The organism is Bacillus mycoides (assembly GCF_001757995.1).
Lineage (GTDB): Bacteria > Bacillota > Bacilli > Bacillales > Bacillaceae_G > Bacillus_A > Bacillus_A mycoides_B.
The window spans coordinates 210631-229279 of the sequence record NZ_LXLV01000019.1 but is presented as its reverse complement, the minus strand read 5'-3'; the positions used below and the strand labels follow the sequence as shown (position 1 = coordinate 229279).

Here is an 18649-nt window from a genome sequence, read left to right as displayed (position 1 = left end):
CTTTTTTACTAGATTAATTTAAAGATGCTCTTAATTTGTCTTGCAAATAACCAGTTTTTCGTACCGTAGTTATCATTCAGACTATCTAAACCGATAGATTTCCCGTTAGCAAACTTTAATTCTAACGTTGTATTTTTATCATTTGTTTTTAAGTTGCTATTTGTAATATCATCATACTTTAATTTTTCAATCTCAATATATTCTTCCTTCTCTTCTCCGATAACGACGTGATCTTGGAAGAAGAACAATACTTCTACTTTCTTACCGAAACAAAATACGTTTTTCGTATAAATTAATGTCGCGTTATCAAGTCCGACACATACTTCTTTCATCTCTTCAACAACGTTTCCTAAGTCTTCTTCGTTTCTTGCATTTGATTCAGCAATCCATTCTTCGATTGTATTCATGTTAATTGCCATACTGTACCCCCTGGTTCGTTCATTGCTTTATTAAAAAATAAATACTATATGACAATATAAGCGATACGTACTATGTTTTCAAGGGCGAACGGTATATTCGAAATAAAGTGAAACTTTAATCAGTGGGGGTTCTCTTCATCCCCCACTGATTATCAGCCCTCACCAATCGGGCTTTTACGGGCAGTTGATCCCCCACCTAACTTCTTTGCTTTCGCTGAATTTTGAGGTGGGGGTCTTACTGCCCGGCGAATAGCGGGATAAAGTTAAATTTCAAAGTAATACATACGAAGCACCAATTTCATTATATTTTAAACGTCTGCACAAGGCATTCTTCATCATCAATTAGCTGTTTTCGTTCATCAAATTCAATGTTTAGCTCTCTATATACTTTCTTCCAAAAAGAAACAGCTGGTACATTTTTTATAAGTTCAATAACGAAATATTTGCCCCGCTTCTCTTTTAGTAAGTTTTTAATGACTTGTTTACCGATTCCTTCTCCCTTGTATTGATTTAATATGAAAATATCATTAATGCCAAAGTCGTTTTCTTTCTTCAAAAATGGACGTTCCAATAGTAATAAAAATCCTACAATACTATTATCAGCTTTTATGAAATATGGAGTGATTCCATCAATTTTCCAAAACGTGTCCAAATCTTCGTATTCAAAAAAGCCGTCCGCTCCAATAGTTATATTAGTAGTAAACTTAGAAAGGTCATGAAGATATAGTGCATACAAATTACGTAACATTTCTTTTTCTGATTCTTGAACTTTTTGAAGTGCCACAACCATTTTTAAGATCCCCTTCCTTATATGTAACCCTTTCCCCCATCTTTATTATTCGATTAAAAAGATTACTCCCCTTTAACGAAAAAAATAGCACTTAAAAAAGTGCTATTCCGCTCGCCTTGCCGCTTGCTGAATTGGATCCCAAACACTGTTATATGGTGGTGCGTAACTTAAGTCGACATCTTCTAAATCGTGAATACTCATTTTATTGAAAAGTGCCATCGCAATAACATCAATACGTTTATCTACGCCCTCTTCTCCAATTACTTGACCACCTAACAATTGTTTCGTATCGGCGTGATATAGTAATTTCAAGTGAAGTGGTTTGGCACTTGGGTAATAGCCCGCCATATTTGTTGAATCTACTTTGACCGTCTTATACGGGATGTTTAGCCCTTTCGCTTCTTTTTCATTTAAACCTGTTCTTGCGAGCGTCAGATTCATAAATTTAATAATGCCTGTACCTAACGTACCTTTGAATGCTCTTCGTTTATCAACCATATTAAGTCCGGCAAGTCGCCCTTGTTTATTCGCAGTCGTTCCGAGCGGGATATGATCATGAATTTCCTTTATAACGTGGTAATGCGTTGCACAATCACCAGCCGCATATACTTCTTTCACATTTGTTTGCATATAAGCATTTACTTCAATTGCACCTTTATGGTTTTTACGTATATTTGTCCCCTCAAGAAAATCAGTATTTGACTGTACACCGACAGATACTAAAACGAGATCAGTTTTATATGTCCCTTTATCCGTCTCCAGTTGTTCTACTCTTTCTTTTCCTTTAAACGCTTTTACATTTTCATTTGTTAAAATTTCAATATTATGTTTATCTGCTTCTTTATGTATATATTCCGCCATATCGGCATCATAAATTGTGCCAATATGATCGTTTCGCTCAATCATTCTTACTTTCTTTCCTAGTTCTACAAATGTTTCTGCCATCTCTAGACCAATTGCACCGCCGCCAATAATCGTTACGTGCTCAACGCTATTTGTTTGTAGCGTGTCTACTATACGCTCAGCATCCGGAATTGTTTTTAAAAGATGAACACCTTGTAAATCTTTACCTTCCCAATCCGGCATAACAGGGCGTACACCAGTCGCAATTAATAAACGGTCATATGAAAATTCAAATACATCTTTCGTCTTCATATGTACTGCATACACAATTTTCTTTTCCGTATCTACTTTCGTTACTTCATGACGCACTTTCGCATCAATCCCATATTTATCACGAAATGTCTTTACATCGCGTGCAATTAACTTTTCAGTAGAGGCGATAACACCACTAATCACATACGGTAATCCGCACTGAGCGTATGAATAGATTTCACCTTTTTCTAACGTTACAACATTTGCCGTTTCATCATTTCTAACAATTTGCATTGCTGCACTCATACCTGCTGCATCTCCGCCAATAATGACATAGTTCACTTTACCACTCCTTCTTTTTTACATACTCTTTACGATTTCCATATTTTATAGAAATAACACCTACTTCCATTGTAAAGAAAGAGAATTCCATCTACAAATTTGGTGCACAAACCTATGCATGAATAGGTATCCGTCGTGTCTTATAAACAAGATGTTTAATATGCTATAACAGTTACTATTGAAAGTAGGTGAAACATACATGTGCGCCGGCCTTCTCGCTCAAACTCCAGAGGAACCGAAAGAACCGAAAGCCGCCATGCCACTTGACCAAGAATTTTCCATTAACGCAACACTTTATAGTGCTCGCGCTTGGTTATCTAATGATGAGACTTTCGCACAAACTATTTGGAAAGGCTCTCGCTTCGCTTCAGCATCACACGCTGGCAAGTCCATCTTACCAATCGGTACTGTTAAAATTTTGAACTTATCTGATGATACAATAACAGTTACTGCATCATCAGAATCAGATGATGCCCTCAAAATAGTCGTACCGCCTCATTCTGAAGGTGTTTTAACATCTAGTGCATTATCTGATGTGCAAGCTAGTACATCAGGAGGAGCTAGTAAAGTCACATTCCTCTTTCACATCTTTTTCTCAAGGGATCCTGGTCCAGCTAAATAATCATAAAAAGGGTACAGTTATGCACTGTACCTTTTCACGTATTCTATTCTCTGGATTTAATAAGTTCAACATTATAAGATTCAATAGTAGTTAACACTCCTGTAAAATACGGATTTTCTCTGTACCAAGACTGTTTTGAAAAATACGTTTGCATATCTTTCGTTTGAAACATATGTCCATGTCTTGCGTATATTTCATTTCTAGCAATTTTTAACTGCTCTTTCGTTAAATATGTTAAGTCCGCACTCGTTAATTTTCGAATATCACTATCAGGGAAGATGAAACCATTATATACATAATGAGTAGTAGTCGGCGGAGTAACATTGTAAACAACTGTTTTTTCTACACTTTTCTTTTGAAATGGAAGATTATAAGTTGAAAGTGTCGTTACCGTTTCTACCTTTGTCGTTTCCCTTCCACTTTCTCCATTTCGTTCTAAATAAATCGCCGCACTTCCATCAGTCGCTATCGGTCCCCACGTAATCTCTTCTCCGGTCAACGCTGTAACGGGCTTTTGATTCACGTATAATGTCGCACCAGGCGCATTCGTTTGAACTGTAATATATTGCCCTTGTAACGTTAAATCTACCGTTACATTATTTTGGCTTTGTTTCATAAGTACAACCTTTTCTTCACGTGCTAGTTTCACATATTCATTTTTATATTCTGATTGAAACAGTTGTACCCCTGGAAGAAATGGCCCATATTGCTTCTCAAACTTTTTATCATTTGTCTTATCAATTTCTTTTCCGTTCAATTTTAAAGATGTACCTTTTTCATTTGTAAGCAGAGTCGTATAATACGTCTTCGCTTTCAATTTATACCGATCAAATAAAAAGAAATACTTCCCGTCTTTCGTTAAAGAAAAATCTGCTCTTTCTATTCCATCCCCTTGTTTTTCACCTTGCCTCAAATATTCTTTCAATTCATTCACGTAAGATGGATTTTCTTTTATATATGAAAATAGAGGCGTTAAACTCTCTCTCATCACAATAACGGCTGGGTCATCTGTCGTGACGATCTCAGCTAATTTCTCTCCGTTCCTCTCTTGTAAAACAGTAATAATTCTCTCTACTTGCGATGATTGTGAGTAATATGAAGATCCATACAAATATAATCCACTAATCGCTATAACAAACAGTACTAACAATGTAATTCCAACTTTTGTTCCTTTACTCATTTTTTGCTGCTTTACTACAGGATTTCCCCTCTTCATCCCGCAGTTTTGACAAAATTGCACACCGTCTTCAAAATGAATCCCACACTTTGTGCATACATTCATCCGTTCAACCACCTTTTCGTTAGAAGCCAGTTAATCCCTGTGTAAAGGTTTGAATTATCGTGTTAATGTAAGACCAAAACACAATAAACGTTGCAATTCCAATTAAAACATTTGCGATAAGAAGTGTGTAAACAGGATCTACTCCGCCGTTGTCTAGTTTTACTATAGCTACAATTATACTAATCCATATATATGTTGTAGCTATCCATAATAATATTGGTAAGAAAAAGATTAATAAGAAACTAAAAAGAAAAGAAAGGACTAGTATAGCAATAGCTGGCGTTGCTATCGTCCCCCATATACCGAATGCTTCAAGAAACGAAAAAGATGATTTCATCATCTTACCACTTACAAAAATAATAAATCCGACAAATAAAGTTAAAATTAATAAAAAGAAAAAGACCATTACAGACTCCCCAAAGAAAGTAGGAGTAGTTATATCTGGTACTAACGTTCTCGTAACAGCTGTCGCTGCACTCATCATTCTATAAAAAATACATGCTCCTAAAAAGCAAATAAGAACAAGGCTCACTATCCCATTTCGCACTTCAACATTTCCACTTTTCATAATAGCTGTCGGTGCTTTTAAAGCATGTTTAAAAAACTGAAAATAGCCACTCGCAAACCGCTTTGCTTGCTCTACTGTTTCATTTGGTCGAGTTTCCTTTACTTGTGCTATGCGCACTTGTTGCTTCCCTTCTTCCTGCCCACCGCTCACTACCACTTCTTCCGTTAACGAATGTCCACAATTCCCGCAAAACCTTGCTTCCGCTGCATTTTCTGTATTACATGCCGGACATTTCATTCTCTCATCCCTCCTTAAGCATATACCTTATAGGGTGTTACAAATTCAATATATGACTTTGTACATAAAACATGACTACAAGAAAAAGAATATGAAATCCTTCTTTTAAACGAAACTATGTATGCTAGTAATATAGAAAAATAATGTTATTATGAAACAGAGCAAATAACATTTTAAACAGATTGGATGAAGACAGTGGAATTTGTAAACTCGATTTTTCAAACACTCCTTACAAGTGTGATCCAATTATTTTCTTTAATTGGTGTCATCATTGTAATTGGATTTATATTAGGTTATTTAGAATCTCTCACACGAACGTATTGGTCGAGAGCTTTTGGAAGGAAGGGCTTCCTTTTAACTGCATGGATTGGTGTTCCTATTCATGAACTTGGACATGCGATTATGTGCGTACTATTCCGTCATAAAATTGTGGCGACTCAGTTCTTCCCGACGGATACAAGTCAGGGAGCTTTAGGTTACGTACAACATCAATACAATCAAAAAAGTGTATATCAACGAATCGGTAATTTCTTTATCGGCATAGGACCTATTATTTCTGGTATTACTGCATTAATACTTTTAATGCGCTATTTCGTACCAGGTTCATATTCTTTATTTAATACGACTCTCGAAACAACAATTGCATCGACTTCTATTAATTTAGAAATGATCCAAAACATGCTACTTTCGACATTTGTATTATTGAAAAGCTTATTTACAATAAGCAATTTATTGAATCCTTCCTTTTGGTTATTTTTATTTATCGCCATTTGTATTTCTGCACATATCGCTTTAAGTAAACCAGACATTAAAGGATCAATTGACGGTGTCATCGTAATGTTCATCGTATTATTTTTATTCAATATAATAGCGGGGCTTTTTCAGTACGACAGTAATCAGCTAATTGGACAGGTTATGAAATATAATATGTATCTCATTGCGTTTTCTAGTGTGGCACTGCTTTTCTCTTGTCTTTCTACACTTGTGAGTTTTGTGTTTTATAAAATGAGAAGAGGGCGTTCGTTGTGAACGCCCTCTTCTTATTAATTATTTCTCTTATAATCACAATTCTCAACCGGAACACGAGCGTGCCCTTCTTCATCGGTACACCATGATTGTGACTGAAAGGCAAGGAAAATACCTACCCACTCTTCTTTTTTCTCAAAATGAATGAGCAAACCACCATCTTGCCATATCCCATCATCACCTTGCCATTTCTCTACATTCCCTTGGTTCATATGAATATCGTGTATACCGTTTCCAGGTTTGAAATGAAAATAAGAGTCCGGTGTAGTTTCTTCTGGTCCCCACCTTTCACCAAACGCGTAAATAATCGCTTTTTCCTCTATTGCTCGTTTTATATAGCGCTCTATCTTTTCATTTAAATCATTATCAACTCCTGCTTTTTCAGCAGGTAAAGGAATCATTTGCTTTGAGTCAAATAAATTACCTCTTACATAATCTAAAGCTACTTTCGGCTCATTGTTTTTCACTTCCGTAAAACCGAACGGTAATGTTGATAAAATATGAATCGCCTCTGACCGAATATTGTTACTCGCAAAATATAAAACTTCTGACGGATAACTTTGCGACTTTACGTTAATTGCAATGCGATAATCTACTCCTGCTTCGCCTTGTAAATGAACTTGATAATGAGGTGTTTTCCCTTTTCCAATCTTAGATTGTACAACTGTTCCTTTTAATACACCGTAGTTTTTTAAGGGCATACATTTCATCTCCTATTCATTTAGTAGAAGCTTTTCATATTTAAAACATTATCCAGTCATAAAGAAAATCCTCCTTTGCCAGGAGGATTTTTTATTTTCTCAACATATACCAAAAAATCACCTCTACCACTACAAGCAACACCGCACCAAAAATCATTAACGTCGTCTTCTTTAGTAGTTCGTTTTCACGATAAGGGATATTACATAAATAAGCACCAAGTGTAATCCGTGATGGACAAGCGATTGTCGCTACTGATGATGCGGTGTTTTGGAGTGTTGTGACGTATTGCCACGGAAGTGCTACGTTTTGTGCTGTTTGCATTTGGAGTTTTATAAACATCGCATTTGACCCTGCGTTACTACCTGTTAAAAAGCCGCCAATTCCGCCTATGAATGGAGCAACGAAAACGAAAAAGGTACCAAATGTTTCGCCAGCTGTCTTTGCGAGTAATGAATGCATACCAGATGCACCCATTAGTTCTGAAATTGCAATGAACATTGTCGTTGTAATTGCGAATGGAATCCATTGTTTTATCGTTTGCGAGAGTGATTGTTTAATAATATTAGATGGAATACGGAAGAAAATAATTGTAAATAAACAAGTCATGCCGAGCCAAAATCCTGGTGAATATAGTAGCTCTAGTCTGTAAGAATATGATTTTAAATCGAGAACTGCATATGACCTGAACAGATCATGTAATGTTGGAATGAGGCGAGAAAGTAGAATACAAACTGTTAAGAATATATAAGGGCTAATAATTTTTATAATCGATATTTCCCTCTCCGTAGTTGCCGCATGTTCTGTTAAAAGGTTTTGTTCATTTTTCCCTTTTAGTTTAATGATAAGAAAGCCAAATGAAATTGTAACGATAGAACTTAATATCCCTGCTAGTTCCACACTTACGTATGCGTTAGAAAGATAGATTCCGAGAGAAAATAATAGAAAGAAACCAACTCCTTCCTTCCACTTTTCTATAACTGCCTGAAAGCCACCGACAACGTATAAGGAAAGGATGATAAAGTATGCGAAAATTGGGCTGCTTAATAATGCTGTATTTGTGCCAAGAGTTGTGAGCGGCATGTTAATCAGCTGCGAACCGATAATCGTACCTGTTGCCATCGCTCCCCATGAACTTGCGAGTAAACCGATAAACGAGAGTAGTACAGCTTGAAACGGTTTATAACCGAGAGAAAGAAAAATAGGAGCTGCGACCATAAAGCCAATTCCGAACCCACTTACTGATTCAATAAGCGGACAAATACCAAAACACATAAGAAGCATTTGCAATAATCGATCGTGCGTGACTTGTTCTAGAAATCTCGCTACTTGATCGATGTATCCCATTTTGTTCATGAGGTGAAATAAAAAAATACCGAAAAACAAAACGTATCCAACAATAAAACAAATTAACCAACCTTTAATCGTTGCGTGTACAGTTTCACTTATCCCTAACCGAAATGTTGGCGAGAGTAAAACGATTCCGACAGAAACGGCATAAGAGATTAATGAGGCTCTTAATGACGTTTGTTTAAACAAAAACAAACAAATAAAAATCATCATAATCGGGATAAGTGCCAACAATATGGCCATGTTATCATCTCTTTTCGTAAAAAATGCAATTTTAACTATTATATAACAGATGTTGTGACTTTCAATTAATTTCATAACAGATTCTTTCCTTATTGTTAATGAAGTGAATAATTGAAAAAATGTTACACTTTAAGAAATACATTTTTTGCGAGGTGCTATACATATGAATAAAGTACAATTTTGGCAATTTATTTCTGAAATGACTACAAACGACGAAACGAGTGATTGGTTAGTTGAACAATTAGCTAAAAAGTCTACAAGCGAAATTATAGACTTTGAGATTCATCTCCAAAACGCTTTAAAGCAATCTTATACGTCTAATCTGTGGGCTGGCGCTTATATTATTTTAGGTGGATGCTCTGACGATTCATTTGATTACTTTAGAGGTTGGCTTATTGCATGTGGACAAGAAACCTTTGAATCCGCAGTAGAACACCCTGAATCTCTAGCGAACCTAATCCCGAAGTTTTATGAAGAAGATGAACTTATTCCAGAATTTGAAGAAATGCTATCTGTCGGACTTGAAGCCTTTTCCTTAAAAGAAACTGGTGATACAGAATGGGACGATAATGTGTGGAATAAATTTGATTCCCTATTAGATGAAAAGGGGCATGATTCATCTATGCCTGAACTGGAATTTGATTGGGAAGATGATGAAGATGAACTAGCGGAGCGCTTTCCAAAGTTATGGGAGCGTTTTGGCGAGAACCCATTAGGCTAAAATAATAAGAGGCCCCTATTAACAACGGGCCTCTTATTTATCCTGAAAAATCGTCTGCTGTCCAATCATTTTTTCTAGCACAACAAACACAATATAAGCACATACTACTTGCAATCCAACATTCCCAATTTTCATTAATGAAAATGAATAAATCCATCGAAATAATTCATTTAATAATACAATCGAAACGATACTAAATAGTTCTATACTAATGGAAAATATACATACTTCTAAAATAGATTGCTCTTGTATTCGATTTAAGTTGGAAAAGATGAATAAATATCCTAGAAATAGGGCCAATAATTCTATTTTCGTCATGCTAATGAGCCAAGCGTATAATGGTACAGTTAAAAGAAGATATAATAGTTTACGTCTTAGCATGCCTTCTCCCCCTCTAAGTTAGAAGCGATCTTTTGTATATTTTAACATTTTTCACATAAAACAAACAGAAGAGGCTTACGCCTCTTCTGTTTGTTTTACTGCCTCTATTAATTCACAAATTTCTTCGTGCTTTTCATTTTCTAATAGCTCAATGACTTTACTCCCAACGACAACACCGTCGCATATTGTAATCATTTCTTCTATTTGCTCCCGTGTTGAAATGCCAAATCCTGCGACTACTGGTAAGTGTACATGCGATTTTACTTTTTCTAAGTAACTATGAATCTCGCCTTTAAAGTTTTGACGTACTCCCGTGACGCCTGCTACTGTAACTGCGTAGACAAACCCTTCTGATTCACTCGTAATTTTTTCAATTCTTTCAATAGGGCTCGTTACGGTAACGAGTGGAATTAGTGCAATGTTTGCCTCTCGAAGTAACGGCGCAATAATATGTTGTTCTTCATACGGTAAGTCTGGAACGATAAGACCGTCCACCCCTGCTTCAAGACAGCTCTCGATGAAACGTTCCTTTCCAAATGCGAGTACTGGATTTAAATATGTCATGAGTACAAATGGAATTTGAACTTCTTGCCTCACCTCTATTAATGCCTGAAAAATACCTTTTAATGTTACACCGCTATCTAATGCTCGTTTCCCTGCTCTTTGAATAGTTGGCCCGTCTGCGACTGGATCTGAAAATGGGATACCAATTTCAACGATGCTTGCTCCTGCTTCATCAAGAAAACGAATTCTTTCTTTTAACTTTTCAAGCCCACCATCTCCGCCCATTACGTACGGAATAAATGCCTTTTTACCATTTTCAAACGCTGCTGTAATTTTTTCTACTCCCATTTTTTACACCTCTCCCATATAACGTTTTATGCTCTCTACATCTTTATCACCGCGGCCGGATAAACAAATGACAAGACCTTCGTCTTTCTTCATTTGTGGCGCTAGTTTTAAAGCGTACGCAACAGCATGTGAACTTTCTAATGCCGGGATAATGCCTTCTTTTTTCGTTAATAATTGAAACGCTTCTAACGCTTCATCATCGGTAATCGAATGGTAAGAAACGCGGCCAATATCTTTTAGTAAACTATGTTCTGGCCCAACACCTGGATAATCTAGTCCAGCTGAAATAGAGTGTGCTTCTTGAATTTGCCCTTCTTCATTTTGGAGAAGATACATCATCGATCCGTGTAAAACACCGACGCTTCCTTTCGTTAAAGTCGCTGCATGTTTTTCTGTGTGAACACCTTTTCCAGCTGCTTCAACGCCGTAAAGGGCAACTTCTTCATCGTGTACGAACGGATAAAACATTCCCATTGCGTTACTACCACCACCGATACAAGCAACGACTGCTTCTGGTAATTTCCCTTCTAACGCTTCGTATTGTTTTTTCGCTTCTTTTCCAATCACACTTTGAAAATCACGGACAATTTGCGGGAATGGATGTGGTCCGAGAACTGACCCCATAATGTAGTGCGTATCGTGTACATGTGAAACCCAGTAACGAAGCGCCTCGTTTACCGCATCTTTTAACGTGCCGCTACCTGCCGCTACGCTTTCTACTTTTGCTCCGAGTAATTCCATTCGGAACACGTTTAATTTTTGTCGTCTCACATCTTCTTCTCCCATGAAGATGACGCATTCTAATCCAAGAAGGGCACATACAGTAGCTGTTGCAACTCCATGTTGTCCTGCTCCTGTTTCAGCAACAACTTTTTTCTTGCCCATTCGTACCGCAAGAAGTGCCTGACCGATTGTATTGTTAATTTTATGAGCTCCTGTATGATTCAAATCTTCACGTTTCAAATAAATTTTTGCTCCGCCGCAATACTTCGTCATATTTTCAGCGAAATAAAGCGGTGTTTCTCTTCCGACGTACGTTTTTAAATAATGATTTAATTCCTTTTGAAACGCTTTATCTTGCATCGCTTCTTTATATGCTTCTTCTAGCTCTAGTACGGATTGCATTAACGTTTCTGGAACGTATCGTCCTCCATATATACCGTAATGTCCTTTTTCATCTGGGTATGCATAATTCATTTGGAACACTCCTTCGCTTTTATAATAAATTGTTTTATTTTCTCTAAATCTTTCTTTCCTTCTGTCTCTACCCCGCTACTCACATCGACCATATATGGCTGAACGGTTCGAATTGCTTCTTCTATATTAAGGATGTTTAATCCGCCAGCTAATATCGTTTTCTCTCGTAACTCGTTTGGCATATGTGCGAGTAACTCCCATGAGAATGTCTTTCCGTTTCCTCCGTGGAACTTTTCTTTCGGGCTATCAAATAACAGATAATCTGTTTCGTATTTTTTCGCATGTTCCATATCTTTCTCTAAAGCTACTCCTACCGCTTTTATAGACGGAATATTCAATCTCATAATTTGATGATTGTCTTCATCCCCATGTAGTTGCACATGCGTTAACCCGCACTCCTCTGCAATTTTCTGGACCACTTCTACTGATTCATTTACGAAAACACCGATCTTTAAAACGTGTGCCGGAATTTCCCCAATAATTTCTTTCGCTTGCTCTGAAGTAATTTTCCGTTTACTTTCAGCAAAAACAAATCCGATTGCATCTGCTCCGTATTCGCAAGCACGTTTTGCTGTTTCCATATCAGTAATACCGCAAATCTTTACTTTCATATTTTCACCTTACAGTCTTCAAAAAAGGTACTGATAGAAGATGATGTCATAAGTGCTTCTCCGACTAATACGCCTTTTGCACCAGCTCGTTTGACGCGAATAATATCTTCTTTTGAATGAATACCACTTTCACTAATCCAAAGTAGATTTTCCTCATTCAGTCGTTTTCCGAGCTTTTCAGTTTGGCTTAAATCTACTTCAAATGTTTTTAAATTACGGTTATTAATTCCGATAACGTGCGGATTTAATCGGGTTGCAATTTCTAATTCCTGTTCATCATGAACTTCAACAATCGCTTCTAATCCCATTTCTAGTACGTAGTTATAAAGCTCTTTTAATTTCTCTTTTGACAATGCTGCAACGATTAATAAAATAAGATCTGCTCCTGCTTCATAAGCTCTATCAATTTGAATCTTATCAATTATAAAATCTTTGCATAAAAGCGGAATGTGGCTTTCTGCTCTTGCGGTTTGTAAGTCGTGAAACGATCCTTTAAAAAATTGACTATCTGTTAAAACGGAAACCGCTCCAGCACCGCACTCTTCATATGTTTTAACTTGTTTTGATACATTAACGTGTAAATTGATATCGCCTTTTGATGGAGACGCTCGTTTCACCTCTGCGATTACAGTAAACTGCTCTAAAGCTTTTACAAGTGAGTGTGTTTTCCTTTTTTCTTTCACTGGTGTATATGTTTCATATAACTCCGCAACTTCTTTTTTCTTCTGCTCTACAATTTTGTCTAAAATCGTCCCCACTTTAATTCACCCTTTCTAATTTTTCGTTGCTTGCTGCAATTAATAAGTTTAGTTTGGCTAATGCTTTTCCAGAGTCAATGCTATGTGCCGCTAGTTTAATTCCTTCTTCAATCGTTTCCGCTTTTCCGTTTGCGAAAAGAGCAAGCCCTGCATTTAATAAAACTGTATCGCGGTATACACTTTTTTCTCCGCTCAATACTCCGAGCGTAATCTTTGCATTTTCTTTTGAATTCCCGCCTCTAATTTCTTCATTTTTCACTCTTGAAAAACCATATTTTTCAGGCTCAATACTCATTTCGATTATTTCATTGTCTTTTAAAATAGCGACGCAGTTTTCTCCTTGTAATGATGCTTCATCTAAAAATCCACTTCCGTTTACGACGAGCGCTTGTTTTCTGCCAAGTTTCTGCAATACTTCCGCTACTGGCAATAACATATCTCGTTTATAAATACCGACAAATTGTGTTTCTAAATTAACCGGATTCGTCAACGGTCCAATTAAGTTAAAGATCGTCGGAACGTTTAATTCTTTTCTTATTTTCATAATGCGTCTTAATGCTGGATGCATCGCTGGTGCGAATAAGAAGGCAATCCCTACATTTTCTAATAAGTAGTCAATTTCACCTGGCGTACAACTAATGTTTACACCAAGTTCTTCTAATAAATCAGCACTTCCTGTTTTACTAGAAACAGCACGGTTTCCGTGTTTCGCAACCTTTACACCAGCTCCGGCAAGTACAAATGCCGATGTTGTACTAATATTGAATGTTTGCGCACCGTCACCACCCGTTCCGCAATTGTCCATCGCGCCTTTTATATGATTTGAAAACGGTAATGCTTTTTCACGAAGAGCACGAACGAGACCGTATATTTCTTCTGCTGTTTCGCCTTTCGCTTTCAGCAATACTAAGAAAGCTGCAACTTCACTTTCCAATATGTTGTCACTTAATAAAAGAAGTCCCGCTTCATACATTTCTTCTTCTGTTAAATGTTGTCCCTCTACTAATTTTCGAAGATAACTGTTCATACTCTCTCCTCCTCTTTCACTTCTGCTAAAAAGGCACGTATTAACTTTCCGCCTTCTTCTGTTGCAATTGATTCTGGGTGAAACTGTAATCCGAAGAGCGGATAATAGTTGTGACGAACTGCCATGATTTCTCCGTCATCCATCGCTGTCGCGAGTATGTCAAAACACTGCGGCAAACTATTTTGCGCTGCGACGAGTGAATGGTAACGCATCGCTGTTAGCGGCTGCGTAACGTATGAAAAGATTGACGTTCCGTTATGTTTCACACGTGATGTTTTTCCGTGTTTAATGCGCTCTGCTCTAACAATTTCTCCTCCAAATGCGGATATGATTGCTTGATGGCCAAGGCAAATTCCTAAGATGGGAACGTTCTTATAGAAGTGACGAATAACATCAATACAAATTCCAGCATCTTCTGGTTTCCCAGGTCCTGGTGATAGCACAATTCCTTTCGGCTTCATCTCCTCTAATTGCTCAATTGTTATTTGATCATTTCTTGCGACAACAATTTCTTCTTCGTACTCGCCTAATAGTTGATACAAGTTATATGTGAAGGAATCATAGTTATCAATCAGTACAATCATTTCATAACCTCCAAAAGCGCTCTCGCTTTATTTAATGTTTCTTCATATTCAGCAACCGGGTCTGAATCGTAGACGATACCCGCTCCTGCCTGAACGTACGCTTTCTCATCTTTCACAACCATCGTTCGAATTGCTAGCGCCATATCAAGATTTCCTGAGAATGAAATATATCCAACTGCTCCGGCGTATACATTTCTTTTTTCATGCTCTAACGTATTAATAATTTCCATCGCTCTTATTTTCGGAGCACCTGATACTGTGCCGGCTGGTAAACAATACGCTAATGCATCAAACCCACTCATTCGTTTTCGCAATGTTCCGTAAACTTCAGATACAATGTGCATAACGTGAGAATATTTCTCTACTTTCATATATTTATCTATCGTCACAGAGCCAATTTCACTTACTCTGCCAATATCATTTCGGCCTAGGTCCACAAGCATCATATGCTCTGCTCGCTCTTTCTCATTTCCTAACAGTTCTTTTTCGATTTCTTCATCTTCCTGTTTCGATTTCCCTCTCGGCCTCGTACCAGCAATTGGATTTGTCATCACTTTATCGTCTCTTACTGATAGCAAACTTTCTGGTGAAGAGCCGAGAACGACGTAATCTTGAAAATCGATATAAAACATATATGGTGATGGATTTGCAATTCGAAGTTTCCGGTATAATGCAAATGGATCTCCTTTACATTCACTTTGCAAACGCTGGGATAATACGACTTGGAATATGTCCCCGGCTCGTATATGTTCTTTCGCCGTTTCTACCATTTCGCAAAACTCTTTTTCCGTTATGGAAGAAGTGAATGATAACGTTGATTGTATTTCATTTACTTCCGCTTCTTCTCCCTTTAACACTTCCTCTTTGTATACTTGCAATCTTTCGTATACTTCTTCATAAGAAGCTGAATCGTCTTCCCTGCATACATATACAAACGACAACTTTTGGCGTAAATGATCGTAAACGGTAGACTCACGATATAGTAAAAGGTGTACTTCTGGAATATTTAATGGATCGTGTAAATCTGCCCCAATGTTTTCATACTGCCGAATGACGTCATAGCCAATATAACCAACTGCTCCTCCGCAAAATGGGAATGGACTCGCTACTTGCACTGGTGCGATTACCTCTTCTAACACTTTCAGTACGTTACCTTGCAACTTTTCTGTTTGCCCATACACTGTTCGTTCTACTTCCATACCAACGCTTTTCACTTCTCCATACGGATTACAACCTAAGTAAGAATAGCGCCCTTTATCTTGATGAAGCTGTGAACTTTCTAATAAAAATTTCTTCTTCCCTTTCATACGTCTATATAAAGAAATTGGCGTAATGCTATCTCCTTCTTCTTCAGCGATTACTAAAAATGTTTTTCCTTGTTCTTTTTGCTTCATAAATTCCTCTTTTGTCATCATGCCTTTCACCTCACTCTGAAAAATAAAAAAGTCCCCTACATATCGAAATATGTAGAGGACGATAAATTTACCGTGGTACCACCTCAGGTTGGACGCAAAAGCATCCCGCTTTATTCAGGTACAAAATATATACCTTATCCTTTTAACGGCGGAACCCGGGTTGCCTACTGAATAGAAATTGTTCAGCATACCTCTCGTAAGCCCATTCCGTATATGGCACCGTACCGGGCTCCCACCTGCTCCCGGCTCTCTGTAACGTCTCCAAATATACGTACTCTTCTTACTTAAACGATTTAGCTTATTTAATTTTTTATACACAAAAAGGGAGTACTCATCCTATAGAAAGGACGGGTACTCCCGTGGTGCCACCTTAATTCGTTACGAATGTAACGCACTTTGCCGTATCAAAAAATAATACGTGTCTCTTATATCGATGAGATCATGTCGCCAAAGCCTACTTCTTTCGTTTCGGTTTGGAAGCTCCGAAGCCCATTCCACATCAATTCCATACTGATTCGCACCAACCATCAGCTCTCTGACATGTTCATCATGTGTACTCTTCTTCATCAACGCTTGCATTTTTTTAAGTTGCACTCATTATATTCCTATCATTTCTAATAAGTCAATACTTTTTCCGAAAAAAATATTTTTTCTTCATCCGATATTATATTGACAAAACAACCTGTTTTTATGTAAATATAATAAATACTCTATTAAAATTAAGGTTTTTTGTCAGAAAATTATATATTACAAAAGCGAAACATTGTCAAAAAACGCTTACATTTCAGAAAATTCGTATTTCCGAATGGATTTTTCTGAATAATCATGATAGATTATAAATATGCAAAATGCATCAAAAGACATGACAAAAGGAAGGGGAACTACATGAGTACGCAGATGTTAACTTTAACTTCTATCTCTATTTACATGCTCGGGATGTTAGTAATCGGCTATTTCGCCTACAAACGAACGTCCAACTTAACAGATTATATGCTTGGCGGGCGTACACTAGGCCCCGCAGTAACAGCATTAAGTGCTGGAGCATCCGATATGAGTGGTTGGCTTTTAATGGGATTACCCGGTGCAATGTTTAGCGTTGGATTAAGTAGTAGTTGGATTGCGATCGGCCTTACACTAGGCGCATACGCAAACTGGCTTTATGTCGCTCCTCGCTTACGTACCTACTCTGAAATGGCAAACAACTCTATTACTATCCCAGAATTTTTGGAACACCGCTTCCACGACAAATCCCACATGCTACGCTTAGTATCCGGACTTGTTATTATGATTTTCTTTACTTTCTATGTAGCTTCAGGACTAGTTTCAGGCGCTGTATTATTTGAAAATTCATTTGGTATGAACTATCATGTTGGATTATTCATTGTAGCAGGCGTTGTTGTAGCTTACACATTATTTGGTGGTTTCTTAGCAGTAAGTTGGACAGACTTCGTGCAAGGAATCATTATGGTAGTTGCTCTTATTCTTGTTCCTATCGTAACAATTATGAATTCGAACGGACTTGGACCTGCATTTGATACAATTCGATCTGTAGATCCAACACGTTTAGATATTTTTAAAGGTGCCTCTACTTTAGGAATGATTTCTTTATTCGCATGGGGCCTTGGTTATGTTGGACAACCTCATATTATCGTACGCTTTATGGCAATTTCGTCTGTAAAAGAAATTAAAAGCGCACGAAGAATTGGTATGAGCTGGATGATTTTCTCTGTTGTCGGAGCTATGTTTACTGGTCTTATCGGTATTGCTTACTATTCACAACAAGATTTGACATTATCTAACCCAGAGACAATTTTCCTTGAACTTGGAAAAATTTTATTCCATCCACTTATTACTGGATTTTTATTAGCCGCTATTTTAGCAGCTATTATGAGTACAATTTCTTCTCAGCTTCTCGTTACTTCAAGTGCTATAACAGAAGATTTATATCGTACATTCTTTAAACGTTCTGCTTCTGATAAAGAGCTTGTATTTGTCGGTCGTATGGCTGTACTTGTTATCGCCTTAGTCGGGTGCGCATTAGCGTTTAAACAAAATGATACGATTTTAGCTCTTGTGGGATATGCTTGGGCTGGATTTGGTTCTTCATTTGGACCTGCTATTTTATTAAGCTTATATTGGAAACGTATGACGAAATGGGGCGCGCTTGCTGGTATGATTTCAGGTGCAGCCACAGTAATTATTTGGACACAGTTTAAGTTCCTAAAAGATTTCTTATATGAAATGATTCCTGGTTTCGCTATTAGTTTAATAGTGATCATAATTGTTAGTTTACTAACTAAGCCTTCAAAAGAAGTTGAAGAACAATTTGAGAATTTCGAAAAACAACATATTCATAATCTATAAAAAGAAAGCTCTGCTGTTACGATAACAGCAGAGCTTTCTTTTAACCGCATTTCGACAATATTCTTC

The 18649-nt window shown here is 37.2% G+C and carries 19 protein-coding genes and 2 other annotated features; of the genes, 4 read left to right on the top strand and 15 right to left on the bottom strand.

Going from position 1 to position 18649, the window contains the following annotated elements; genetic code table 11:
• Positions 1-8: 8 nt before the first annotated feature.
• From BWGOE10_RS06100 to BWGOE10_RS06090, 3 genes are all read right to left on the bottom strand, one after another.
• Positions 9-419 (bottom strand): DUF3908 family protein, encoded by a 411-nt coding sequence (locus tag BWGOE10_RS06100; protein WP_070141329.1) that lies wholly within the window; start codon positions 417-419, stop codon positions 9-11.
• A gap of 301 nt (positions 420-720) precedes the next feature.
• The gene (locus BWGOE10_RS06095; RefSeq protein WP_070141328.1) at positions 721-1209 is read right to left on the bottom strand and encodes a GNAT family N-acetyltransferase; all 489 of its coding nucleotides are present in this window, start codon (positions 1207-1209) and stop codon (positions 721-723) included.
• Between the two features lie 102 nt (positions 1210-1311).
• Entirely contained in the window at positions 1312-2646 is a 1335-nt protein-coding gene (locus BWGOE10_RS06090) for an FAD-dependent oxidoreductase (protein ID WP_070141327.1), read from the bottom strand.
• Between the two features lie 199 nt (positions 2647-2845).
• On the opposite strand from BWGOE10_RS06090, the gene BWGOE10_RS32500 reads away from it, so the two are divergent.
• On the top strand, positions 2846-3268 hold the full coding sequence (locus BWGOE10_RS32500) for a hypothetical protein (protein WP_070141326.1): 423 nt from the start codon (positions 2846-2848) through the stop codon (positions 3266-3268).
• A 43-nt stretch (positions 3269-3311) separates the two neighbouring features.
• On the opposite strand, the gene BWGOE10_RS06080 is transcribed toward BWGOE10_RS32500, so the two are convergent.
• Both BWGOE10_RS06080 and BWGOE10_RS06075 read right to left on the bottom strand, forming a co-directional pair.
• Positions 3312-4550: a TcaA 3rd/4th domain-containing protein gene (locus BWGOE10_RS06080; RefSeq protein ID WP_070141325.1), complete on the bottom strand. Its 1239-nt coding sequence runs from the start codon at positions 4548-4550 to the stop codon at positions 3312-3314.
• A 19-nt stretch (positions 4551-4569) separates the two neighbouring features.
• On the bottom strand, positions 4570-5355 hold the full coding sequence (locus tag BWGOE10_RS06075; protein WP_070141324.1) for a zinc ribbon domain-containing protein: 786 nt from the start codon (positions 5353-5355) through the stop codon (positions 4570-4572).
• Between the two features lie 195 nt (positions 5356-5550).
• Between BWGOE10_RS06075 and BWGOE10_RS06070 the strand changes: the two genes are divergently transcribed.
• Complete coding sequence (locus tag BWGOE10_RS06070; RefSeq protein WP_070141323.1) at positions 5551-6384, top strand: hypothetical protein; 834 nt, start codon at positions 5551-5553, stop codon at positions 6382-6384.
• 14 nt (positions 6385-6398) lie between these two features.
• Here BWGOE10_RS06070 and BWGOE10_RS06065 read toward each other — a convergent pair whose 3' ends face one another.
• Both BWGOE10_RS06065 and BWGOE10_RS06060 read right to left on the bottom strand, forming a co-directional pair.
• Positions 6399-7082, bottom strand: a complete 684-nt coding sequence (locus BWGOE10_RS06065; RefSeq protein WP_070141322.1) for a DUF2278 family protein — start codon at positions 7080-7082, stop codon at positions 6399-6401.
• Positions 7083-7173: 91 nt separating this feature from the next.
• The gene (locus BWGOE10_RS06060; RefSeq protein ID WP_070141321.1) at positions 7174-8673 is read right to left on the bottom strand and encodes an L-lactate permease; all 1500 of its coding nucleotides are present in this window, start codon (positions 8671-8673) and stop codon (positions 7174-7176) included.
• Between the two features lie 163 nt (positions 8674-8836).
• Here BWGOE10_RS06060 and BWGOE10_RS06055 point away from each other — a divergent pair, with 163 nt between their 5' ends.
• Positions 8837-9394 carry a DUF4240 domain-containing protein gene (locus tag BWGOE10_RS06055; RefSeq protein ID WP_070141320.1) on the top strand — a complete coding sequence of 186 codons (558 nt, stop codon included), beginning with the start codon at positions 8837-8839 and terminating at the stop codon, positions 9392-9394.
• A gap of 33 nt (positions 9395-9427) precedes the next feature.
• Here the strand turns inward: BWGOE10_RS06055 and BWGOE10_RS06050 are convergent, their stop codons facing one another.
• From BWGOE10_RS06050 to trpE, 8 genes are all read right to left on the bottom strand, one after another.
• Entirely contained in the window at positions 9428-9775 is a 348-nt protein-coding gene (locus tag BWGOE10_RS06050) for a DUF4029 domain-containing protein (protein ID WP_070141319.1), read from the bottom strand.
• Between the two features lie 75 nt (positions 9776-9850).
• Positions 9851-10627, bottom strand: coding sequence for a tryptophan synthase subunit alpha (gene trpA, locus BWGOE10_RS06045; protein ID WP_070141318.1), 777 nt, complete (start codon positions 10625-10627; stop codon positions 9851-9853).
• 3 nt (positions 10628-10630) lie between these two features.
• Positions 10631-11824: a tryptophan synthase subunit beta gene (gene trpB, locus BWGOE10_RS06040; RefSeq protein ID WP_070141317.1), complete on the bottom strand. Its 1194-nt coding sequence runs from the start codon at positions 11822-11824 to the stop codon at positions 10631-10633.
• The gene (locus BWGOE10_RS06035; RefSeq protein WP_070141316.1) at positions 11821-12435 is read right to left on the bottom strand and encodes a phosphoribosylanthranilate isomerase; all 615 of its coding nucleotides are present in this window, start codon (positions 12433-12435) and stop codon (positions 11821-11823) included. Before BWGOE10_RS06035 ends, trpB begins: the two co-directional genes overlap by 4 nt.
• Positions 12432-13193 carry an indole-3-glycerol phosphate synthase TrpC gene (trpC, locus tag BWGOE10_RS06030; RefSeq protein WP_070141315.1) on the bottom strand — a complete coding sequence of 254 codons (762 nt, stop codon included), beginning with the start codon at positions 13191-13193 and terminating at the stop codon, positions 12432-12434. Before trpC ends, BWGOE10_RS06035 begins: the two co-directional genes overlap by 4 nt.
• 1 nt (position 13194) lies before the next feature.
• Positions 13195-14220 carry an anthranilate phosphoribosyltransferase gene (trpD, locus tag BWGOE10_RS06025; protein WP_070141314.1) on the bottom strand — a complete coding sequence of 342 codons (1026 nt, stop codon included), beginning with the start codon at positions 14218-14220 and terminating at the stop codon, positions 13195-13197.
• Positions 14217-14804 (bottom strand): aminodeoxychorismate/anthranilate synthase component II, encoded by a 588-nt coding sequence (locus BWGOE10_RS06020; protein WP_070141313.1) that lies wholly within the window; start codon positions 14802-14804, stop codon positions 14217-14219. Before BWGOE10_RS06020 ends, trpD begins: the two co-directional genes overlap by 4 nt.
• Entirely contained in the window at positions 14801-16219 is a 1419-nt protein-coding gene (gene trpE / locus BWGOE10_RS06015; protein WP_070141312.1) for an anthranilate synthase component I, read from the bottom strand. The genes BWGOE10_RS06020 and trpE overlap by 4 nt, the downstream gene beginning before the upstream one ends.
• Before the next feature lie 51 nt (positions 16220-16270).
• Positions 16271-16517 (bottom strand) — a binding site (T-box leader).
• Between the two features lie 42 nt (positions 16518-16559).
• Positions 16560-16798 (bottom strand) — a binding site (T-box leader).
• A gap of 306 nt (positions 16799-17104) precedes the next feature.
• Between trpE and putP the strand changes: the two genes are divergently transcribed.
• Entirely contained in the window at positions 17105-18583 is a 1479-nt protein-coding gene (gene putP, locus BWGOE10_RS06005) for a sodium/proline symporter PutP (RefSeq protein ID WP_070141311.1), read from the top strand.
• The last annotated feature ends 66 nt before the right edge of the window (positions 18584-18649 follow it).